Below are 21,364 nucleotides of genomic sequence, written 5' to 3'. Positions count from 1 at the left end.
TCAAAAAACAAAACACCCCAATATCATAAAATAACCGGAAAACAAAGAGCACCTCCTGCATTTACTAATAGCAGGAGGTGTTTTTCAATGACAAAGATCTGGAATCGTACTGCGATTGTCTATTTGTCCCTCTGTATTGCCGCCTGGGTTTCGACGTTGTTTGTGAAAGCCGGACTGCATATGATTCTTATCGGTTCAACAATTCTTGTTGGCGGGCTCATTATGTGGCTTGCGGGTTTGATTCACAAGAAACGTCCTTGTATCTCGGAACATATTCTTGCTCTGTTTCATTTCTGGTTTTACCAGTTCGGTACGCCGGCTTTGCTTCTGGCCTTTTATTTGACGCTTTACGGTCAGGCCCCGGATTTGGCTCTTGCGTTGTTTTCTGTAGGTGGTGCGTTCATGGTGCTTGGGACGATTTTATTCATCATCGTCATTCGGCAGCAAGGCGGATTCATGAAAAAAAGAGCGGGCAGCGGTTAATCTGCTGCCTGCTCTTTTCCTTTTCTTTTATTTCGTAGTTATAAAACGGTAATGGATATAGTCGAAGAAATGCGTTTCGCCAAGGTCACGTTCCGGGGCAATTTCACGCATGCGTTTTCTTGTTTCCTTCGCCATTTCGTGTTCACCCGCCTGATCAAGATACCTCTGCATATAGTCATAGACAGATAGAGATTCATATTTGACGGAAGGGTTGCCGCTGCTCCGGTCATATCGTCCGTAAATTTTATGCTCCTGTTGCCATTTTTCTTTTAGCCAGCTGAGGAATCGTGGTGAATCGAAGCCAAGGTTTTTACGATTCATCGCGATGAGTATCTGATCGACCATATGGACTTCTCTCTTGCTTATATATTGGCCTGAATCTACGGAGATCTTATAATATTCCGGGAAAAATGCGTTTCCTGATACAGTCGCATTTTCCAGGAACCGTTTTTCACGATCATTACCGGAAAAGTAATGGAAGAAGTCGCCTGTCAAATAACTTAATGTGATGCGGTCAGCGGGTTTATCATATTTCCAATCATAGAAATCGACGACCGTTTCATCCCGTAGCTGTTTGCTTTTGATGCCGGCGACGATTTTGTCGGCAAGGGTCGTATACTTCGAATTGGAGAAGAGTCGAGCTCCCCGGTTCAACGCAGCGACGATACGCATATCATCAATGAGCGCATTGACATGGGCGCCTGTATCAAGTTCCCACTTTACAAAAACTTGCCCATTCTTTTCGATTAGAAATTGTTCCTTGAATTCCTCTACATATTCTTCAAATTCATCTTCACGTCCAGTTTTGACGAGATAGTTCATGTACAACCCGGCACTCTCCGAAAGATATTGGCTGTCCACTTTACCTGGATATGCATGAATCATATGATGATGATTCATATATTCGTGTTTAATTGTTCTCAAAGTTTCACGTGATTTGCGCGTTACCGGGTCGGTGTGCAAATAAATATAGATGAAGATAGCGGCTGCGGCTATGATGAAGATAGCGCAGCCGAGAATGATCTGTTGTTTGTTCATGTCTGTTGGTCCTTACTCTTGAAACGTTGTGTTTTATCCCAGCCGATTGTTTTATTCTGGATGCGGCTCTTGATGTAAATATAGAATGCACGGACGAGCATGATGACGAATATTTGCGCATAAGTGAAATACATGATGAGCACAAAGATAATATTCGTAAAGCTTACATTTCTGTCCACGACAATCGCGCTGAGCAGCTGAGTCGTGTATACGATATAACTCATGAACCAGAGAATGAGGAGCGGTGCTTTCATTTCTGGAAGCGTGTAACCGAGCAAACTCATAATAAAGAAAACATCCGAGAAAAGCAATAGCAGGATAAAGATCAGATACGTCAGAACATGCTGCACAGAAAGGATGAACGTGCGTCCCCTCCAATGTGAAAGATCATGGAATGATTTTTCCAATAGATAAATGTTACCGATCAACCATCGTGTTCTTTGCTTAATGAAGATTTTCAGATTTTCCGGTTCCTGTTCCCAAGTGTGCGATTCGGGAACGACAGGGAGGCGGAGGCCGGCTGCGGTTAGACGGATCGTAAGCTCTGCATCTTCAGCAAGAGCATAAGGATCGTAACCGCCTGCATCCTCAAGAACGGAACGGCGCAAAAGCATATTCGTTCCAGCCAGTGAACCGAGCTTGAAGGCCGCCCAGCGTCCACATTGCATAAGCAGCTGGAAAACTTGGAACTCGAGTGCAATCATGCGAGTGAGTGTGTTCGTTGCAACGTTTTTTGTTTTCACATAACCGACCGCACCTGCTGCGTTCTCAGTAGTCTCAGCTGTTTCGACGAGCAGGCGCAATGCGTCTGGTTCCGGTTCATTGTCTGCATCATAGACGATGAAATAGTCCGACTCAGATATGGACAAGCCATAGTTGAGCACACGTGATTTACCTTTTGGCTCGCCCGGTGGTACTTTTATATGATGGATATGGGAGAAAATCTCCGCAAATTGAGCAGCAATTTCTCCAGTTTCATCTTGTGAGTTGTCATTGAGCAGATAGACATCAAGCTTGCCGGGATACTCAAGCCTTGCCATGGCTGAGAGAGTCTTCGCGATAACGACACCTTCATTATGGGCAGGAATGAGCAACGCGACGCTCGGGTAATGCTCAAGCTGTTTTCTTTCTTTTTTTCGCAAACGGAACCATACACCGGAAATAGTCATCCAGGAATAGAAAATGAGCAAGAGCCAGAAGAAGAGCATGATGATGAACAATAGACTCGTCATGCTATGACCCCCTCGATATTCTCGAGTTGATTTTCATCTGTAAAACGTCCCCAATGGACTGTATACGGCGAATTCACTAGATTCAGTGCTTCCTTTTGTTTCTGTCTAATACGATCGAGGACGATTTCTACACCATTTTCATGAGTTTCTTTCAGGATGAAGAAGATTTTCCCAGGTGTCGCTGTTACGATATCAAACTGCTCACGTACAGAATCGAGAACAATCGCTTCCAAGTACTCCTGGAGATTTTCCTGAGCGTATTCTGATATTTCTTCAATATCCATTTCGACGAGCCACGCTTCACTATGACGTCTTGTCGATGAAAGGATAAAACGTGCTTGATAAAGAAATTCATCTGGCGTCAGAATTTGTGTATCTTTATCAATCTTTTCTAACTTGGCGATCCGCAGGGCAAGCGTATCATTTTCAGTAGTAAGCGCCTTGATTTGATAAATAAGCACCCAATACAGAAGGAGGAAGCTTGTCACGAGCAAATGATTATAAATATACTGCGTCTGAATTGTTCCGGTTTCATGGAACCAGAATGAATAGCCAGTCAGAAATCCTCCATAGCCTAGGACGACAATGGCGAGATACAGGAAAATGAAACGGCCGGGTAATGCGGTCATAATGACAAGAGACATGGCAGCCAGGATAAAATCTATTTTGGAAAAGGGCAGATCCGCGATTAAAATTAGCCAGCCATTTAATAATACGAGCAGCATGAGCAGCCCAAAAACATATTGATTCTTCATATGCATCCCTCTTGTTTCTGAAATTGTTGATTTTGTAATCCGCATAATAGTTAACAGTGCGAGTGGCTTTTCTTAATAAAGATTGATGTTAGACTAGCAGATTAATTTCCAAAAATCCACATTTGTTTTTTCGTTTTTTACAATTCAAATACTTACAAAAATATCAAAATGCCAACCGTATATGAATCTTTTCAATCATAAAAAGAGATTTAATACTATATTTTCACAGTATGCAATTTTTGAAACAAAATGTCATAATAGGAAAAATCAAAATGAGAGGCGATTCGGAATGCACGGCTTCAAAAGACTCGCATTGCTGTTATTGGGGGTGCTTGTGTTTCTGATCGGTTTGGATGGGGAAGAACGGTTTAGTTTGCGTGTGAGAGCTGCTGGAATAGCATGTGGTCTGCTTATGGAGAAGTGGTCTATGCAAGAAAAAGGCTATTGTCGCCATTTTAAAGAGAAGTCTTAATCAATATGCATAATAAATTTTGTTCTGCCAAATGATACTATTGCTATGCAAGAAAAAGGAGGCATGTGCATGTACTGCCATCAATGTGGTGAACACGTCAATTATGATAAAGATAATTATTGTCAGGCATGCGGTGCCAAGCTGGAGAAGGAAAAGGTTCGCGCCATTCTTCACTCGGAAGAAATATCAGAAGAACTGAGTCCGCACCGTATTAATGAGAAAGCTTCACAAAATTTCTCGGAAGCAATGCGGTCCAGCTTTGCGAAGAAAGAACTGGATCGGTATGTCGGTGACAGGCGCAAGATTAAAATGAATGTGGAGCAAGTTTTTTCGGAAGTTTTTGAGAAGCATACGAAGGATGAGGCAGAGATGCTTTTCGCTGCTGGTACGAGAGCGACAACTCCGAAGCTTAGGGATATAGAAGCAACATGGCCGAAACCATGGCTGTTTGCCCGTGTTTTTCTAATTTTTGCCCTCACGTACATATTGCTTTATATCGGCATCAATTCTTTCAATAATCAGAACACCTTGCCGGGGTTGATTGTAGTCGGTTCATTCGCAGGACCTTTTGCACTACTTATATTCTTCTGGGAAATGAATGCGCCGCAAAATGTAAGTATTTACGAAACTGCACAGCTCTTCTTTGTAGGAGGAGCGGCGTCACTTGTCGCAGCACTTATTCTATATTCAATTTTTCCAGTGGAGAATATGGATGTGGTCGGTGCTGTTATGGTTGGTGTTATTGAGGAAATTGGAAAACTGGCGATTGTCGCCTATTTCATTAAACGGATGAACCCGATCTATATATTGAATGGACTGCTGATCGGTGCAGCGATCGGGGCCGGATTCGCAGCGTTTGAGTCTGCAGGATATGCGTTTCGCTACATGTACGAAGAGGGACTTGATTCCATGCTTGAAATTATCTTCTTGCGTGGCTGGCAATCAGTTGGCGGGCATGTCGTCTGGTCGGCAATTGGTGGAGCGGCACTTATGTATGCAAAAGGATCGGAAAAGCTCGCTCCACATCACTTCTTCAGCTCAAAATTCCTGAAGTTCTTCATCATTCCTATTGTCCTTCATGCGCTGTGGGATATGATCGGCTGGCCGTATGCAGTACTGCTTTTAATAGCGGTAGCCTGGTTCTTCATTTATGTAATGATTCATCTTGGTTTGAAACAGATAGTAGAGATGCACGACGATGAAGAGCGCCGGAGGAGACTTTCGGCCATGACTTAATTGATATATGGGGAACCCTCTCTCTGTCATGAAAAATGATATAATAGGTAAGTATTTCATATTTTATGACAGAGAGGATCTTCATCATGCAAGTTCTGCGATTGGTTATTCATATTGCCATCCTATTTGTATTTTATTGGTTAGGTACATGGATTGAGCATGCACTTCACCTTTTCATACCTGGAAGTGTCATAGGGATGCTTCTGTTTTTATTCTGTTTGCTAACAGGTATTTTCAAGCCGAAATGGGCTGAAGAAGGGGCCTCGTTGCTTATTAGGCATTTACCACTTTTATTTCTGCCCATTACGGTTGGAGCAATCGAGTATCTTGATCTGTTCAAAGGAGCGGGAATTTGGATTGTTGTCATCGCCTTAGTGAGCACAGCGATGGTCATGTTGATCGGCGGAGCCGTTACACAAGTGCTCATTCGCCGGAAAGAAGGCCGGAGCCAATGCTGACATTTGTTACAGGAATCCTATCTATAATAGGCACGATCTTCATTTATATGTTAGCCCGCAAAATCAGTCAAAAATACCCCGGACCTTTTACGATACCGGTGCTCATTGGAACAGTTATGATCATCGCTTTACTATTTGTCTTGCGTATTCCTTATGATGTGTACGCACAAGGAGCGAATTGGATCAATCACTTACTTGGCCCTGCTGTTGTTGCACTTGCATATCCGCTTTATAAACAGTGGGATATGCTGAAACGCAATATCGTCCCGATCTTGTCCGGTGTTGTCGTTGGAGCAATATCGGGGGTGGCAAGTGGACTTATTCTTACAAAGTTGGCTCATATTGATCAAAAAATTGCACTTTCACTTACACCAAAGAATGTTACGACTCCGGTAGCGATGGATATCGCTCATACAATTGGGGGTGTGCCGGCACTCGCTGCTGTTTTTGTTATGTTCGCAGGGATTGGTGGGGCAGTTATGAGTCCGTATTTGTTTAAATTGGCACGCATTCGTCATTTCCTTGGGAAGGGAATCGGAATTGGCTGTGCTTCCCACGCGATTGGAATTGCGATGGCGATGGAACACTCTGAAGAAGAGGGAGCGGCCGGAACAGTAGCGATGGGGCTTTCCTCTATCGTTGTATCGATTATTACACAGCCGCTCATCTGGCTAATCTATTAGTAAAAAAGCATTGTCCTCATATATTGCGAGGACAATGCTTTTTTGTTTGGAATTATAGTTTAAAACGTTTAACAGCATGCTGGAGTTCTTCGGAAATCTCCGCAAGACCGCTCGCTGAAGTCTCAATCTCTTCCATGGAAGCAAGCTGTTCTTCTGTACCTGCTGATACAGTCTGACTGCTTGCAGCTGCAGTTTCTGCAACTTCTTTTACATTGCGAATGGAATCGGCCACTTGAAGCGAGCCGTCCGTCAGCTGATTAATCGCGTGAGCAACGTCATTAAACTGATTTGATACTTGCTGGATGGCTTGTTCGATTTCAGCGAAGGAATCTCCTGCAGAGCGAGCGACTTGAATGCCAACTTCTACGCCGCGAATCGTTTCATCCATATTGGAAAGCGTTTCTTCAGTCTCATCTTGAATTGTCCCGATCAATGCTTTGATCTGATCGGCAGAGTTCACAGACTGTTCTGCGAGCTTACGTACTTCATCTGCGACGACGGCGAAGCCTTTTCCATGTTCGCCAGCACGTGCAGCCTCAATAGCCGCATTTAGAGCAAGCAAGTTTGTCTGGTCGGCAATATTCGTAATAACAGAGTTAATACTGCCAATTTCTGCAGAACGTTCGCTCAAAGCTTTAACAGCTTTGCCGAGACCTGCGACATTATTGCTTATAGTCTGCATTTGGTCAACCATTTCACGAATCTTTTTCTCACCTTCAGCAGAAAGTTCTGCTGACTGTTTGGCACTTGCAGACACAGCATTTGTATTCTCATTGATTTGTTTCGTATACTCTGTAATGCCGTGAATGGCCTTTTCGCTTTCTTCTGTACTTCGGAGCTGAGTTTCCGATCCTTGAGCGAGATCCTGAATTGTAGAAGCAATATGTGTACTTGCCTGTGTGCTCTGTTCGGCGCTTGCGCTCAGTTGGGCAGAGGAGGCGACGACCATTTCAGCGTTCTCGTTTACTTTACTGATCGTATCTCTAATACTGTCCATCATATGATTATAGGAAGCATTCAGTTGTCCAAGTTCATCCCCGGATTGATAATCGCCTTTATGCGTTAAGTCGCCCTCGGCAGCGTATTTCATTAACCCTGATATGTCCGAAAGAGGGCGGGTGATTATACGGGAAACGAGCATGCCAAATGCAATAAGAAGAATGATGCCAACAATGATGAGGGAGAACAGTGTCCAGCTAGCCTTGGCGATTTTATCATCATTATCAATGTCAACTTGTTTGGCCGTTTTTTCATGGTATTCTCTCAGTTTAATTATAGAATCATCGAATTGCTGACTGATTGCTTTTACTTCATTTACATAGACTTCATAAGCTTCTTTGTTTTTATTTTCCTTTGCCAGATCGAGTGATTTCTTTCGGGCTTCTGAAAATTGATCAACAATTTTCCCATAATCATCAAAGCTCAGAACACCCTCTTTAAAGAATGAAGGGTCTTCCATGCTAATATTCTCCTGAACGAGTTGATCGATTTGATCAACAAGCTGCTTCGAATATGCTTTATCTTTAGATAGCATGGCTTCCAGCATGTAACTGTCCATCGCTTTATTATTTGAACGCATTTTACCGATTGTCTGAATTGGCTGGAGCCGGTCCTGGTACATCTCTTTCGTATCTTTGCCCATGTCTTTCATGTAAGCCAGACCAACGAGGCCAAGAGCTGCAGCGAGACAGGAGGCAAAGATGACTAGAATAGCTAATTTCGTCCGTACTTTTAAATTTTGCAAAAAATTCATGATGTAATCTCCTTATTATGACTTTTATATTATGAGTATCGGTTCTTTATGCCTAATTTTGAAGATGTATGGGTCAATTTGTTGAATATACTCGAAAAAAGCCCTCCAGTCCTTAAAGGATGGAGGGCTTAAAGAATATTATTCTAATTAAACTGTTCTAAAACGTGAAACTGCGTTTTGGAGTTCCTCTGATATATTGGCAAGATTGCTTGAGGATGCTTCGATTTCTTCAATGGAAGCGAGCTGCTCTTCAGTACCTGCAGAAACTGTCTGGCTGCTGGCAGCTGTTCCTTCTGCTACATCTTTCACATTCATAATTGAGTTGGCGACTTGTTGCGTGCCATTCGTCAATTGCTCAATGGCCGATGCCACATCTTCAATCTGGCTTGTTACGCCGTAGATCGCTTTCTCGATATTGTGGAATGATTCTCCAGCTGTTCTTGCGACTTCAATTCCGATGAGAACACCTTCTGAAGTCTTTGCCATGGAATCGAGCGTTTCTTCAGTGTCGCTTTGGATTGTTGCAATCAAGGCTGCAATCTGGTCTGCAGAGTGAACGGACTGTTCAGCAAGCTTTCGTACCTCATCCGCTACGACAGCAAAGCCTTTTCCTTGTTCACCGGCTCTTGCTGCTTCAATTGCAGCATTTAATGCAAGCAGGTTCGTCTGATCGGCAATCGCTGTAATCGCATCGTTGATCGTGCCGATTTCGGCAGAGCGTCTGCTTAGAGCTTGGACAATGTTATTAAGGCCGGATACGTTATCGTTAATTTCATTCATTTGTTTGATCATCTTGTCGATAGCAACTTTTCCTTCAGCCGATATGCGCGCTGTATCATTAGCGTTAGTAGATACAGAAGCAGTATTGCTATTAATGTTGTTTGCATATTCGGAAATTCTCTCTACAGCATCCGTGCTTTCCTCAACACTGCGCAGCTGGCGCTCAGAGCCAACTGTAAGTTCCTGGATTGTTGAAGCGATATGTGTGCTTGCTTCCGTGCTTTGTTCCGAACTTGCTCTCATTTGTTCCGAAGCGGCGACAACCATGTCAGCGCTCTGATGAACACAGGCAATCGTTTCACGTAAGCTTTCCATCATATAGTTATAAGAACTTGAAAGCTGACCAAGTTCGTCTTTTGAATGATAAGTTGCTACGCCTGTCAGGTCTCCTTTTTCAGCTTTCTTCATAAGAGAACCGATTTCTTGAAGTGGGACAGTGATCATGCGTGTGACAAATATTCCAAATGCTAAAAGTATTAGAATGCCTGCAATAATGATTGTGACGAAGAAGAAGGTCGCTTGTCCGAATTTTTTATTGTTCTCTTCATTTAGTTTTTCTGCACGCTTCTCTTGGTAGTCAGCGAGTTTATTAGCGGAATCACTAAGTAATTCACGCTGCGGCTTTACACTGTTCACATAGAAATCATAGGCCTCTTTGCTTTTTCCTTCTGAAGCTAGGTCAAGTGAGTGCTGTCTCAGTTCGGAAAAACCGCCGACAATTTCCCCGTATTCTTCACTGCTGACAGATTCCTCGGAAAATAGTTCTGGTCTTTCCATACTAATATTAGTCTGAATCAATTCTTCAATTTGCTTCTGTTTGCTTTCTCTGAATGCTTTATCATCGCTGAGCATGGTCTCAAGCATGTAAGAGTCCATGATGAGGTCGTTGCTTTTTATTTTAGCCAGGGTGTTGATTTTAAGAAGCTGATCTTTGTACATAGCTTCTGTATCATTGGCCATAGAACGCATGTAAGCGTATCCAATTCCGCCTATTATAAGAAGCAGTAAACCCGAAATGACGATAAGGGAAACCAGTTTCTTACCTACCTCAAAATTACGCATGTTCCAAACTCCTTTACCATGTTCAGTTTGTGTTTCGTGATTATGTACCTATATAATTGCAAGTTAAATAGATAAATAGACATATTAAGAAGTATTATTACATTATTTTCCGCTATTTGCAATATGAATATTTTTTACATGTAAAAAGGCTCGGAATCTAATCCGAGCCTTTTTATTATTGAAGTTTGAAACGCTGTGTCTGCTTATCCAATTCTTCAGCCATATGAGATAGACGATCCATAAGGGAAGTGATTTCCTCTATAGCAGCTGCCTGGTCTTCTGACTCGTTAAGGACTTGAGCAGTGTTGTCCGCATTCTGTTCCGAGACAGATTCAATTTGCTGCATCGCTTCTACAATTGCGCCGATGTCTATAGAAATGGATTCAATATCTTGATGAATACTGCTGATTTCATTTGAAACAGATCCTACTGCTTCATGTATTGCACCAAAGGATGTACCGGCATTGCGAATTGATTCTGTTCCATCCTTAACTGCTTGCATGCTTTCTTCCGATTCAACGACAGTTTGCTCAGTGTAAGACTGAATTTCATGTATGAGTCCGCTGATCTGTTTCGTTGCACTTGAAGATTGCTCAGCGAGCTTACGAATTTCATCGGCAACAACAGCGAATCCTTTGCCGTTTTCACCAGCACGTGAAGCTTCAATCGCAGCATTCAAGGCAAGCAAGTTCGTCTGATCGGATATATTCGTTATTAATGTAATGATATTGCTGATTTCAGCTGATTTTTCACTCAACGTATTCATAGAGGCGGTCATATGACCTGAACGTTCATTAATTCGTTCCATCTGAGCGATCGATTCGGAAATGGCCCGATTTCCTTCTTCCGCTTTGGAAGAAGTATCGATAGAAGCTGCAGAAAGCTCTTCCGCCTTGTTGCTGATTGTATGAGTCTTCTCAGAAATCGTCGATAGAATGTTATTGCTGTCATGGACAATCTTCATCTGTTCATCAGAACCTTGGCGTACATTCTGTGTAGAGGCAAGATTCTGCTCTGCTGAGACAGAAATCTCTTCGGCGCTTGCCGACAATTCCTCTGCAGAGTTGGCAACCTGGGAAGCATTGGCCGATACACCACCTATGATGCTGCGAAGATTGTCGACCATCGTGTTCAAGTCTCCGGAAAGTTGACCGATTTCATCTTTACGCAGGATCGGCAAGTTCTCCACAGTGAGATCACCGTCAGCGACTCTGCTTGCAAATTGAATGATCGGGTTTAGTGGTTCTGTCGTTTTCTTAATGAGATAGATTGTAGCAAATCCGGCGAGAAGAATTGGAATGATCGCGAACAGGAAGCTTCCTTTAATCATATCCCAAGTTCTTGTACCAACAATATTGGATTCAAAATCGATTGCACTAATCGCTACAATTTCCTTGTCCGGGTCATGATCTTTAAAAATAGGCGCATAGCCGGTCAAGCGTTTCATTCCGCCAAATTCATAGATGTCGGAATAAACAGGAGCACGCGCAGTCATTAAATGATCAAGATCCTCTTCTGAAATCTGGAACTGATCACCAGGATGGAAACCTTGGCTAAGCAGATTGTCATCAACCGCGAGCAGTTTACCATTCGTATCCATGATGTACTGTCCGGCAAAAATGTCTTTATGCTGTACAGTCCAGCTAATATCTTTGCCGACCTTGTCTGCTGTTTCCGTATTTCCGGCTTTGATTTTCTCAATGTCAGAAGGCTTGATCAGTGCAGTAGTGATATTAGCACATCCGTAAGCCTCGACACCGGCTGACTTTTTGATTTCATCATAGTTCGTTTTATACATAGAAACAAAGATAACGCCGATAGAAAATAGCAGAATCCCCATAATAATAAAGCCAAGTTTGCGCGTAATCATATTCTTTTGTCTCATAATAAGGCTCCTCTAATTAAACTAAATCCTTTAGTAATATATCGGACTTAAATCCTAATTATAAATAAAAAATAGAAAAAAATTGGAAGGCTCAGTTTGGAAAGAAGAAGGAACGGGTAAAAAATTCGAGAATGAAAGACTGAATATTTCATATTTTTATTTAGAGGGTATTCACTTTTCAACTTAGACAAGGGGGAAAAACAGAATGAAAAAGGGTTGGGGATTTCTCGTTATAGCAGCTTCACTTATACTGCTACTTGCCGCATGTGGCGGGGGAAATGAAGAAAGCAAGAGCAAAGGGGACAAGAAAAAAGCGCTAAAGGATACATACACAGTCGGAACAGATAATTCCTTCGTCCCGTTTGAGTTCCAGAAGGATGGTAAATTGACAGGCTTTGATGTTGATCTGATGAAGGCGATTGCTGAAGAAGCAGGATTCAATGTCAATTTCAAAACGACGAACTTCGATGGCATCATTCCAGGACTGCAAACGAAATCTTTTGATATGGCGATTGCAGGAATCGGAATTACAGAAGAACGCAAAAAAGCGATTGACTATAGCGATCCTTACTATGAGTCAGGTCTAGGTATTGGTGTGAAGCAGGACAATAAAGACATTAAGGACATTGACGATCTGAAGGGTAAGAAAATCGCAACACGTCTTGGATCCACAAGTGCGGATTATATTAAGAAGCATCTTGATGGAGCAACTCCTAAAGAGTATGAGCAGCTTGATCAGGCATACCTTGCAGTAGAAAACGGCAGCGTCGATGCAATTCTTTATGACTGGCCAAACGTTGCTTACTATATCAAAACAAAAGGTGAAAGCCTTAAAATGGTCGGTGACAAGTACCAGGCTGAGAAATACGGCATTGCTGTAGCGAAAGGGCAAGAAGAGCTTGTCGATGCTGTAAATGATGCTTTGAAGAAGCTGAAGGAAAATGGTAAATACGATGAAATCAACGAAAAATATTTCGGTAAAAAAGAGAGCAAATAAGAACTGATTGTGTGAAAAAGGTGCAGCCATCGTGCGCTTGCGCCTTTTTCCCATCTGAAAAAGGAGGAACTCGATATGTCCACATTTGATTGGGCAGGAGTCCTGGATTATATGCCTGAGCTTGGTAAAGGTCTTTACTATACGATGCTCATTTCAGTGCTCGGCATCGCGATCGGCTTCGTCCTTGGCATCATTTTTGGGCTTGGCCGTATATCCAGGAACAAATTTCTTTATGGACTTTGTACAGTTTACATTGAAATCATCCGCGGCACGCCTGTACTAGTGCAGGCGATTTGGATCTACTTCGCTCTGCCGCTTATCATCAACCAAGGTATTCTCGATGGAGGCAGTTTCAAAATGAACTCCATCGTTGCAGGGGTTATTGTTATTGCTATCAATTCGGGTGCCTATATAGCGGAAATTGTCCGCGGGGCAGTCGCTTCAATAGATAAGGGACAGATGGAAGCAGCACGTTCTCTCGGACTTCCAAGGGGACAGGCAATGCGCCATGTCATTTGGCCTCAGGCTTTCCGCCGAATGATCCCGCCACTTGGCAATCAGTTCATCATCAGCATTAAAGATACGTCGCTATTGTCAGTCATCCTAGTTCCGGAGCTTATTTTCCAGGGGAGACAGATTGCTGCGAACCATTTCAATGCGGTTGAAATCTATTCGACAGTCGCTCTTTTCTACCTCGCCATTACATTAAGTCTTTCATTCATTCTGCGCTATATGGAGAGGAGGTTGAGCGTATGATTGAGATTGTGAATTTGCATAAGTCATTCGGAAATTTGGAAGTACTGAAAGGAATCAATTGCAGCATCAAACCATCTGAAGTTGTTTGTGTCATCGGACCGAGCGGATCAGGGAAAAGTACATTTCTCCGCTGTCTGAACATGCTGGAAGAATTAACAGATGGTGATGTCATCATAGAAGGGCAGCATTTGACTGACCGTAAAGTGAATATTAATGAAATCCGTACAGAAGTCGGTATGGTGTTCCAGCAATTCAATCTGTTCCCGCATAAAACAGTGCTCGATAACATCATCCTCGCTCCTCAAAAGGTACGGAAGCTCAGCAAGGCTGCTGCGAAAGAGAAAGCATATAAATTACTTGATAAAGTCGGTCTCCGCGGCAAAGCGGACAATTATCCAAGCCAGCTTTCAGGAGGGCAGCAGCAACGCGTCGCGATTGCCAGAGCACTTGCGATGGAGCCAAAGGCAATGCTTTTTGATGAACCAACCTCAGCTCTTGATCCAGAGCTTGTCGGGGAAGTGCTTGAAGTAATGAAGGGACTTGCACGAGAGGGAATGACGATGGTCGTTGTAACGCATGAAATGGGCTTTGCCCGTGAAGTCGCCGACCGTGTTATTTTCATGGATGATGGTCTCATTGTGGAAGAAGGAAAACCGAAAGAGATCTTCAGCAACCCACAATCAGAACGGACGAAGAATTTCCTTGGACAGATTTTGTAATAGAAAGAGAGCATGGACGTGGTCCATGCTCTCTTATTCATGGAGCTGTCTGCCGTCTTTCTTGAATCGCCTGACGTTTCCTGAAAATTTGCTCCAGGACGATAGCGATAATGACACCGATGATCAGTCCGTTATTTACAAGTGATACGAGAAGTTCAGGCAATGTGCTGAGTGCATCTTCTGGAACAGCCATCAGCCCGAAGCCTCCCATAAGTGAAAGGCTGATAATAGCTGGTGCATCCGGATTTTGCAGTGCCGTTCGCAATTCATTCAAACCAAGTCCAATCAGGCTGGAGATGGCGAGGAAGATTGTCGCATACCCGAGAGGGACGGGCAGGGAAGCAAGGAACGCCATTAAGACCGGGAAGAAACTCATCAACATAATTGCTGTGCTTCCGATTAGAAACGGCAGACGTTCTTTAATACGGGTTGTAGCAATAAAACCTGCAGCTCCGCCAAGCGGAACAGCACCAATGACAGAGAAGGCCCCTGAGATCAAATGGTTGATCCCCATAATGAATGTCGAGCGCGGGTAGTTGACCGGCTCTTTGCTTTCGCTCACTTTAGATACAACCTCAGCACTCGCTACAAGATTCGTAAGCAGCAGGAAAGCCGTGAAAATGGATGTAAGAACAATGCCTGCATCGAATGTTGGAGTACCCCAAGTGAACACTTTCGGCACAGATATAAAAGAATGGACTTCCAAATTCATCGGTTTTGTAATTTTAAGAAGTGCAAACAGAATCCAACCAGTAGCAAGACTGATTAAAATGGAATAACTGCTAAGGAACTTAAAGCGGCTCTTCGCCAGGATCACTGTCAAAATGAGAATAATAACAGCTGTGATGGCTACTTTCGGATCAAGCCGATCTGACAAATAGTCGACGCCAAGAATTCCTTTAACAAAAGGTCCTGACAGCTGGCTGACGAGCAGGACGAGATATGTACCTGTTACAAGCGGTGTGAAAAGTTTCTTAATCGGATTAATGAGACGGAACACGCTGAGTAATAGGAAAATTCCTCCTGCGATGAAAATTCCGAGCTCGAGACTGCGCAGGACAATGCTCGCTTCCTGCTTGCCTGATGCAACCATTCCGGCAAAAATGAGAAACAGGCTCCACCACAATCCAGCCGGTCCTTCATTCAGCGGCAGCTTATGACCGAATAAACCTTGGAGAAGGGAAGTAATACCAATTACGAAAAACGTCCGCTGCAACAAAGTCGCAATGTCTGCAACTGGCAATCCATAGGCAGCACCGACTGAGACAGGGATGACAACAATATTGGCAAGAATGAAGAACATCCACTGCATGGAGGAAAATACATTTTTCAAAGGAACCAACTCCTTGCATAATTTGGTAACGCTTACAAATATAAAAGGCCCTAAAAATGAGTTATTCCATATTATAACATAATGCAAGTTGAACAGCGTTCACGAATATATAGAAAGAAGCTGCATCTGCAGTCTGTAAGGAGACTGGAGATGCAGCTTCTTTCTATAAGATTATTTGATTTCTGTAACCCAGTTGAAGACATCTTCTTCTGTACCGTACTGGATGCCAGTAAGCGTATCATATACTTTTTGTGTGAGCTCACCAATCTTATTATCATTGATAACAAGATCTTTATCTTTCCATGTAAGCTGGCCAATCGGAGAAATTACTGCAGCAGTTCCTGAGCTGAACGCTTCTTCAAGCTGGCCTTCAAGTGAAGCTGCATATAGTTCTTCAATAGAAATTCTTCGTTCTGTAACAGGAACGCCCCAATGCTTAAGCAATTTGATTACGGAGTCGCGTGTCACGCCGTGAAGGATGCTTCCTGTAAGGGCAGGTGTCACAACTTCTCCTGAAATCTTAAAGAAGACATTACTTGCGCCGACTTCTTCAATATACTTATGTTCCGCACCATCAAGCCAAAGAACTTGAGAGAAGCCTTTCTTGGCTACATTCTCTTGTACGCGGAAGCTGCCTGCATAGTTTCCGCCTGTTTTCGCTTCACCTGTTCCACCTGGGACAGCGCGGACATATTTATCTTCAACAGCGATCTTAACAGGGTTTAGGCCTTCCTTGAAGTATGCCCCAACAGGAGAAAGGATGATCATTAGCTTGTACTCTTTGGATGGAACGACGTTGATGTTCGCCTCAGTTGCGAATACATACGGACGGATATAGAGCGCTGTACCTGGAGCGTTTGGAATCCAATCTTGGTCAATAGAAACGATTTTCTTAACTGCTTCAAGAACGATGTCTTCATCGACTTGAGGAATACACATCCGGTCATTGGAGCGGTTAAGGCGTTTTACATTCATTTCGGGACGGAAGATGCGTGCGCCGCCATCTTTGTCCACATATGCTTTCATGCCTTCGAAGATTGTTTGTCCATAATGAAGGATGCTTGCTGCAGGATCGAGCTCAATAGGACCGTATGGCACGATGCGCGGATCATACCATCCTAGTTCCGGCTTGTAATCCATGATGAACATATGGTCTGAAAAGTACTTGCCAAAAGGAAGTTGGTCAGATTTCGGCTTTTCCTTCTTTGATGTTGAAAGTGTTACTTTGATTTCTTGATTACTCATGCCTCATCTTCTCCTAACATTTAAAAAAATCTCAGTTTCATTTATTATTGTACTATAAAAAAATATCATGCTCGGCAGGTACTTCGAGTCCTGTCCTTGTATCTATAGTATCATTATACTCCTAATGTTTGCTTCATTGAAAAAAAATCACTTATTTTCCGAATTAGTCTGTTTCGTGCATGTTCTGTGAATTCTAGAAGGAGGGTTTTATTATTAATAAACAATGGATTTACGCGTTGCTTGCTTTTCTTGGGGGATGCAGTTTTGGGATACTGTCCACCTTTGTCAAAATTGCCTATGGTCAAGGTTTCACTCCTGCCCAAGTCGTTGGTTCGCAGTTTTTCGGTGGTGCGGCTATGCTATGGATCATCGTTCTGCTCCGCAAGAAATATAAGATGAAAATGTCGATGGTATTCAAGTTGCTTGCTTCAGGTATTGCAATGGCAGGCTCTGGCCTTTGCTATTATCAGTCATTGAAATACCTTGATGCATCAATTGCAATTATTATGCTATTCCAATTTTCATGGATGGGTCTGTTTGCAGAGTGGATACTAGATCGGCGCGTGCCGGGGAAAGGCAAATGGTTTTCAGCTCTGATTCTGTTCGTCGGTTCACTGCTTGCGGCTGGAATTTTGAATGTAAAAGAAATATCTATGCCGTTGCCTGGTATTATCTGGGGGCTTCTCGCAGCGATTAGTTTCACGGCTTTCATTTTCTTGAGCGGACGGGTCGGTGTGGAAGTGCCGCCACTGACGAAAAGCATGCTCATGTCAACAGGTGCATTTATTGTTGTAAGTCTCATATTCCCACCAAGATTTCTGATTGACGGTTCTTTTGTAGGCGAGGGCCTTTATAAATATGCTCTGCTTCTTGGTGTCTTCGGAGTTATTTTGCCACCGCTCCTATTCAGCATTTCCATGCCGAATATCGGTAGCGGGCTGGGGACTATTTTAAGTTCTTCAGAGCTCCCAACGGCAGTGTTCATGTCTGTCATTGTCTTAAGGGAACATGTCTCGGTCGTCCAGTGGATCGGTGTCCTCGTTGTTCTTGCTGGGATTGCGCTTCCAAATATTCGGGCATTGCGCCGGCGGCAAACGTCTTTACAATAGCTTATCCAATGAATACTACTAATAGGGATGTTATAATGAAAGCAATTACATGGTGCAAGCAGGAGGCTTTGGAAGATGAAACTGACTGAACTTGAGACACATGCAGAACGGCTAGAACATTTAAGAGAAATTGTAAAGCCTTTCCGCGAACGAGCAATGAAGGCGGAAGCGGAAGGGAGATTTCCTTTTGAGAATTTCGAAGACTTGAAGAAGAGCGGCTACCCGGCACTAGCTATACCGAAGAGTTTTGCCGGTACTGGCATTTCACTCGTTGAGCTTCTTGAGCTGCAAGTGGAGATTGCCAAAGCTGATGGAGCAACTGGGCTTGGAATCGGTTGGCATATGAGCGTCATGAAGAATATTGGAGAAAATGATCCATGGCCTGATGGGAAATTCAATAAGCTAGCTGGAGAGGTTATCGAAGATGGTATCCTTGTAAACAATGCGGCATCTGAGCCTGCATCCGGAAGCCCTTCATGGGGAAATCTGCCTTTAACGACAGCGAAAGAGACAGAATCCGGCTGGGTTCTAAATGGGCGTAAAAGCTTCACAACAATGGCACCAATTCTCGATTATTTCATCGTTAGTGCTACGATTGAAGGTACAGAGAAGGTAGGGAATTTCCTCGTCAGCCGCAAACATGAAGGCGTTTCAGTGATCCATACTTGGGATTCAGTTGCCATGCACGGTACGGGTAGCGAGGACGTCGTTTTTGAAAATGTGAAACTTGAATCAGATGATTTCCTTGAATATCGGCCAGTTGGACCGAAACCTTCTCAAGGATGGCTCCTTCACATACCAGCAGCTTACTATGGTGTTGCTTTGGCAGCGCGAGAAGAAGCTTTGAAATTCTCAACAAGCTACTCGCCAGGAGATATGGAAGGGACAATTGCAGACATTCCATCTGTTAAAGAACGGATTGGCCAAATTGAACTTCGCATTATGGAGAGCGGTACATTTCTTTTCAACACGGCACGCAAATGGGATGACGGGGATGCAGATGTACGGATGGCGATGCGCGAAGAACTCGGAGTGGCGAAACTGATTGTCGTCAATAAGGCGATGGAAGTTGTGGACCTTGCAATGCGAATTGTCGGTGCACGGAGTCTTTCTGCCAAAAATCCATTGCAACGTTGCTACCGTGATGTACGAGCAGGCTTGCATAATCCGCCAATGGATGACATTACAATCCAGCAACTTGCGAACAAAGGTATTGCTGAATTCCGTTAATTAGAAACAAATGCCTTATCTAGTTGCATAATAAAACCCACATCGCTTTTGCGATGTGGGTTTTGTGTTTTATTGAATCCGCGTTATTCAGTAATCTTAAACGCTTGAGTAAGTTCTTCAAGTTCATTTGCCATGCGTGTCAATGTCTCGGAAGCAGCAGCAATGCTTGCATCCATTTCGCTCTGATGTTTGGCGGATGCAGCAACTTCATTCAACTCATCCAAAACAGTCTTGAATACTGTTGTCACATCTTGAGTGGCAGCAGAGACTTCCTCAGTGCCTGCAGAAATTTGTTCTGCACGTGAAGATACACTTTCAATCTGGCTATTCACATCATTAAATGCATTACGGATCGAATCAAATATGCCACCTAGCTTCTCTATTTGACCCATGCTGTTCTGTACTTCTTCCAGACCATCGTTCATCGATTCTGAAGCTGTACCAGTAGACTGGATGATTTCATCAATAATATTCCGGATATCAACAGTTGCATCACCTGTCTGAACGGCAAGCTTTTTCACTTCATTCGCGACAACTGTAAAGCCTTGACCATGCTCACCAGCACGTGCTGCTTCTATGGAAGCGTTAAGTGCGAGCAAGTTCGTCTGATCGGCTATTTCAGAAATAAGCGTAATAATCTGATGCACTTCCTGCGATTTTTCTTTCAAGGACTGTACAATAGCAGCAGATTCTTTAACTGTGCCGCTCGCGACCGTAATTTGGCCAATCGCTTGCTTCACATCGCTGTTGCCTTGTTCGACCTGTCCTGAAACAAGTTGTGCCGATGAAGAGACTTGAATAGCGGATTCGGCAATATTCATAATTCCTAGCGCCATTTCATCTGTAGCAGCTGCTGCTTGTTCAGAAGCCTGGTATTGTGCTTCTGAACTGTCTGCTACTGAATCAACGGATTGTGAAATGGCCGTGGAAGCTTGTGACGAATCATGTGAAATCTGAGCCAATTCTCCTGATGAGGCAGCAACATGCCTTGTCGTTGATGTAATTTTGCTGACAAGGGAAGAGAAAGCATCAAGCATCTGATTGATATTCTTTTTCACCTGAGAAATTTCATCTGTCCCTGATGTATCGAGGCGTTCACGCAAGTCGCCATTGGCTACCTTTTGCATGATGCCAATAATGCCGGAAAGCTGGCGGATTACGAAACGAGCAAGGACATAAGAAACGACTGCGACAAGTACGACAAAGCCAGCAATGATTAGTATTGATACGAAACGCATACGGTCTACATTGGCGAATACTTCATTCTTAGGTGCAACAGTCACGAGATGCCAGCCTGGAAGGGCAACTTGCTGGAAAGCAATCGTGTCATTGTCATTGGTCATAAAGCCATTCGGTTTGGAGAGTATGTCACGTTTATACTCTGTGAATGCAGCTCCGGATGCAACTGGTTTTCCGACTTTGCTCTCATTTCGGTGTACGAGAACATTTCCTTCAGAAGAGACGAGGTATCCGTACCCGCTTTCTCCAATTTTAATGGAATCAACAAGTGTGAGAATTTGAGCAGGATCAAGAATTGCCTGGACGGCCCCCGCAAAGCTGCCGTTCTGATCTATGATCGGCACGTCAATAATCAGGATGTTGTTACCTGAGTTCACATCAGGGAATACATCGGAAATAAATGTTTCTTTGTTTTGGCTCACTGTTTTGAAATGTTCCTGATCACTTACCTCTGCAGTCTTGCCAAGTGTTGAAAGGGCAGTCCCTTTTTCATTGAGGAAGGAGTACCATTTAACATCGTTATCCGCCTCTGCGATCGTTTTCAAAACAGGCATGATGTCTTTTTTATTTCCCTTTGCGAATTCGGGATGTGCACCGATCACATTTTCCATGGCTGTAATCTTTTGTTCAAGCCAGCTGTTAATGTATTGGGCATTGTCCCGCGCCTTATTCGTCTGCATGCCCTCGACTTCCTTATGTATGGCCGCGTTCGACTGGGAGCTTATGATGATTGTTGCGACAATAAGTGGACCAAGCGATATAGCCAGCAGCAGAGCTGTAATTTTTGCCTTTATGGAAGAATTAAAACGTTTGAGCATACGGTGATTCACCCCTTAAGAAATATTGCCTATATTTGTATTCTATTATATCGGACATTGGCACCAAAAATGAAGCGCTTT

General features: G+C 43.4%; 19 protein-coding genes. 10 read left to right on the top strand and 9 right to left on the bottom strand.

Annotated elements, in window-relative coordinates; all coding sequences use genetic code 11:
- The first annotated feature begins 87 nt into the window (after positions 1-87).
- The gene (locus QR721_RS10730; RefSeq protein WP_348026799.1) at positions 88-483 is read left to right on the top strand and encodes a hypothetical protein; all 396 of its coding nucleotides are present in this window, start codon (positions 88-90) and stop codon (positions 481-483) included.
- Positions 484-510: 27 nt separating this feature from the next.
- Here the strand turns inward: QR721_RS10730 and QR721_RS10725 are convergent, their stop codons facing one another.
- The 3 genes from QR721_RS10725 to QR721_RS10715 are packed head-to-tail and all read right to left on the bottom strand — an operon-like array spanning position 511 to position 3,508.
- Positions 511-1,521, bottom strand: coding sequence for a hypothetical protein (locus QR721_RS10725; protein WP_348026797.1), 1,011 nt, complete (start codon positions 1,519-1,521; stop codon positions 511-513).
- Entirely contained in the window at positions 1,518-2,753 is a 1,236-nt protein-coding gene (locus QR721_RS10720; RefSeq protein ID WP_348026795.1) for a glycosyltransferase family 2 protein, read from the bottom strand. The genes QR721_RS10725 and QR721_RS10720 overlap by 4 nt, the downstream gene beginning before the upstream one ends.
- Entirely contained in the window at positions 2,750-3,508 is a 759-nt protein-coding gene (locus QR721_RS10715) for a hypothetical protein (protein WP_348026793.1), read from the bottom strand. The genes QR721_RS10720 and QR721_RS10715 overlap by 4 nt, the downstream gene beginning before the upstream one ends.
- A gap of 289 nt (positions 3,509-3,797) precedes the next feature.
- Here QR721_RS10715 and QR721_RS10710 point away from each other — a divergent pair, with 289 nt between their 5' ends.
- The 4 genes from QR721_RS10710 to QR721_RS10695 all read left to right on the top strand — a co-directional run bounded on the left by QR721_RS10710 (position 3,798) and on the right by QR721_RS10695 (position 6,357).
- On the top strand, positions 3,798-3,980 hold the full coding sequence (locus tag QR721_RS10710; protein ID WP_348026791.1) for a hypothetical protein: 183 nt from the start codon (positions 3,798-3,800) through the stop codon (positions 3,978-3,980).
- Between the two features lie 69 nt (positions 3,981-4,049).
- Positions 4,050-5,216, top strand: coding sequence for a PrsW family glutamic-type intramembrane protease (locus QR721_RS10705; protein ID WP_348026789.1), 1,167 nt, complete (start codon positions 4,050-4,052; stop codon positions 5,214-5,216).
- A gap of 86 nt (positions 5,217-5,302) precedes the next feature.
- Positions 5,303-5,674 (top strand): CidA/LrgA family protein, encoded by a 372-nt coding sequence (locus tag QR721_RS10700; protein WP_348026788.1) that lies wholly within the window; start codon positions 5,303-5,305, stop codon positions 5,672-5,674.
- Positions 5,668-6,357: an LrgB family protein gene (locus QR721_RS10695; protein WP_348026787.1), complete on the top strand. Its 690-nt coding sequence runs from the start codon at positions 5,668-5,670 to the stop codon at positions 6,355-6,357. Before QR721_RS10700 ends, QR721_RS10695 begins: the two co-directional genes overlap by 7 nt.
- A 52-nt stretch (positions 6,358-6,409) precedes the next feature.
- On the opposite strand, the gene QR721_RS10690 is transcribed toward QR721_RS10695, so the two are convergent.
- The 3 genes from QR721_RS10690 to QR721_RS10680 form a co-directional block, all read right to left on the bottom strand.
- The gene (locus tag QR721_RS10690) at positions 6,410-8,110 is read right to left on the bottom strand and encodes a methyl-accepting chemotaxis protein (protein WP_348026785.1); all 1,701 of its coding nucleotides are present in this window, start codon (positions 8,108-8,110) and stop codon (positions 6,410-6,412) included.
- Between the two features lie 147 nt (positions 8,111-8,257).
- Positions 8,258-9,952, bottom strand: coding sequence for a HAMP domain-containing methyl-accepting chemotaxis protein (locus QR721_RS10685; protein WP_348026783.1), 1,695 nt, complete (start codon positions 9,950-9,952; stop codon positions 8,258-8,260).
- 175 nt (positions 9,953-10,127) lie between these two features.
- Positions 10,128-11,837 carry a methyl-accepting chemotaxis protein gene (locus tag QR721_RS10680; protein ID WP_348026781.1) on the bottom strand — a complete coding sequence of 570 codons (1,710 nt, stop codon included), beginning with the start codon at positions 11,835-11,837 and terminating at the stop codon, positions 10,128-10,130.
- Positions 11,838-12,042: 205 nt separating this feature from the next.
- On the opposite strand from QR721_RS10680, the gene QR721_RS10675 reads away from it, so the two are divergent.
- The 3 genes from QR721_RS10675 (at position 12,043) to QR721_RS10665 (ending at position 14,309) form a co-directional block, all read left to right on the top strand.
- Entirely contained in the window at positions 12,043-12,834 is a 792-nt protein-coding gene (locus QR721_RS10675) for a transporter substrate-binding domain-containing protein (RefSeq protein ID WP_348026779.1), read from the top strand.
- Positions 12,835-12,909: 75 nt separating this feature from the next.
- Complete coding sequence (locus QR721_RS10670; protein WP_348026777.1) at positions 12,910-13,590, top strand: amino acid ABC transporter permease; 681 nt, start codon at positions 12,910-12,912, stop codon at positions 13,588-13,590.
- Positions 13,587-14,309 carry an amino acid ABC transporter ATP-binding protein gene (locus QR721_RS10665; protein WP_348026775.1) on the top strand — a complete coding sequence of 241 codons (723 nt, stop codon included), beginning with the start codon at positions 13,587-13,589 and terminating at the stop codon, positions 14,307-14,309. The genes QR721_RS10670 and QR721_RS10665 overlap by 4 nt, the downstream gene beginning before the upstream one ends.
- A gap of 37 nt (positions 14,310-14,346) precedes the next feature.
- On the opposite strand, the gene QR721_RS10660 is transcribed toward QR721_RS10665, so the two are convergent.
- Positions 14,347-15,642 (bottom strand): purine/pyrimidine permease, encoded by a 1,296-nt coding sequence (locus QR721_RS10660; protein ID WP_348026773.1) that lies wholly within the window; start codon positions 15,640-15,642, stop codon positions 14,347-14,349.
- Between the two features lie 171 nt (positions 15,643-15,813).
- Positions 15,814-16,887, bottom strand: coding sequence for a branched-chain amino acid aminotransferase (locus QR721_RS10655; RefSeq protein ID WP_348026771.1), 1,074 nt, complete (start codon positions 16,885-16,887; stop codon positions 15,814-15,816).
- Positions 16,888-17,123: 236 nt separating this feature from the next.
- On the opposite strand from QR721_RS10655, the gene QR721_RS10650 reads away from it, so the two are divergent.
- Positions 17,124-17,996 carry an EamA family transporter gene (locus QR721_RS10650; RefSeq protein ID WP_348026769.1) on the top strand — a complete coding sequence of 291 codons (873 nt, stop codon included), beginning with the start codon at positions 17,124-17,126 and terminating at the stop codon, positions 17,994-17,996.
- Positions 17,997-18,071: 75 nt separating this feature from the next.
- Positions 18,072-19,226 carry an acyl-CoA dehydrogenase family protein gene (locus QR721_RS10645; protein WP_348026765.1) on the top strand — a complete coding sequence of 385 codons (1,155 nt, stop codon included), beginning with the start codon at positions 18,072-18,074 and terminating at the stop codon, positions 19,224-19,226.
- Positions 19,227-19,309: 83 nt separating this feature from the next.
- On the opposite strand, the gene QR721_RS10640 is transcribed toward QR721_RS10645, so the two are convergent.
- The gene (locus tag QR721_RS10640; protein WP_348026763.1) at positions 19,310-21,283 is read right to left on the bottom strand and encodes a methyl-accepting chemotaxis protein; all 1,974 of its coding nucleotides are present in this window, start codon (positions 21,281-21,283) and stop codon (positions 19,310-19,312) included.
- Positions 21,284-21,364: the final 81 nt, after the last annotated feature.

Source organism: Aciduricibacillus chroicocephali (assembly GCF_030762805.1).
GTDB lineage: Bacteria > Bacillota > Bacilli > Bacillales > Amphibacillaceae > Aciduricibacillus > Aciduricibacillus chroicocephali.
Note: the sequence above shows the minus strand (reverse complement) of the source record. Positions and strands in the feature narration are given on the sequence as shown.

What these genes read in the sequence shown, in the direction of transcription:
- QR721_RS10645 (WP_348026765.1), top strand. Translation starts at nt 18,072, where the DNA reads ATGAAACTGACTGAACTTGAGACACATGCAGAACGGCTAGAACATTTA.
- QR721_RS10715 (WP_348026793.1), bottom strand. Translation starts at nt 3,508, where the DNA reads ATGAAGAATCAATATGTTTTTGGGCTGCTCATGCTGCTCGTATTATTA.
- QR721_RS10665 (WP_348026775.1), top strand. Translation starts at nt 13,587, where the DNA reads ATGATTGAGATTGTGAATTTGCATAAGTCATTCGGAAATTTGGAAGTA.
- QR721_RS10730 (WP_348026799.1), top strand. Translation starts at nt 88, where the DNA reads ATGACAAAGATCTGGAATCGTACTGCGATTGTCTATTTGTCCCTCTGT.
- QR721_RS10695 (WP_348026787.1), top strand. Translation starts at nt 5,668, where the DNA reads ATGCTGACATTTGTTACAGGAATCCTATCTATAATAGGCACGATCTTC.
- QR721_RS10690 (WP_348026785.1), bottom strand. Translation starts at nt 8,110, where the DNA reads ATGAATTTTTTGCAAAATTTAAAAGTACGGACGAAATTAGCTATTCTA.
- QR721_RS10680 (WP_348026781.1), bottom strand. Translation starts at nt 11,837, where the DNA reads ATGAGACAAAAGAATATGATTACGCGCAAACTTGGCTTTATTATTATG.
- QR721_RS10705 (WP_348026789.1), top strand. Translation starts at nt 4,050, where the DNA reads ATGTACTGCCATCAATGTGGTGAACACGTCAATTATGATAAAGATAAT.
- QR721_RS10655 (WP_348026771.1), bottom strand. Translation starts at nt 16,887, where the DNA reads ATGAGTAATCAAGAAATCAAAGTAACACTTTCAACATCAAAGAAGGAA.
- QR721_RS10640 (WP_348026763.1), bottom strand. Translation starts at nt 21,283, where the DNA reads ATGCTCAAACGTTTTAATTCTTCCATAAAGGCAAAAATTACAGCTCTG.
- QR721_RS10675 (WP_348026779.1), top strand. Translation starts at nt 12,043, where the DNA reads ATGAAAAAGGGTTGGGGATTTCTCGTTATAGCAGCTTCACTTATACTG.
- QR721_RS10710 (WP_348026791.1), top strand. Translation starts at nt 3,798, where the DNA reads ATGCACGGCTTCAAAAGACTCGCATTGCTGTTATTGGGGGTGCTTGTG.
- QR721_RS10685 (WP_348026783.1), bottom strand. Translation starts at nt 9,952, where the DNA reads ATGCGTAATTTTGAGGTAGGTAAGAAACTGGTTTCCCTTATCGTCATT.
- QR721_RS10670 (WP_348026777.1), top strand. Translation starts at nt 12,910, where the DNA reads ATGTCCACATTTGATTGGGCAGGAGTCCTGGATTATATGCCTGAGCTT.
- QR721_RS10700 (WP_348026788.1), top strand. Translation starts at nt 5,303, where the DNA reads ATGCAAGTTCTGCGATTGGTTATTCATATTGCCATCCTATTTGTATTT.
- QR721_RS10725 (WP_348026797.1), bottom strand. Translation starts at nt 1,521, where the DNA reads ATGAACAAACAACAGATCATTCTCGGCTGCGCTATCTTCATCATAGCC.
- QR721_RS10720 (WP_348026795.1), bottom strand. Translation starts at nt 2,753, where the DNA reads ATGACGAGTCTATTGTTCATCATCATGCTCTTCTTCTGGCTCTTGCTC.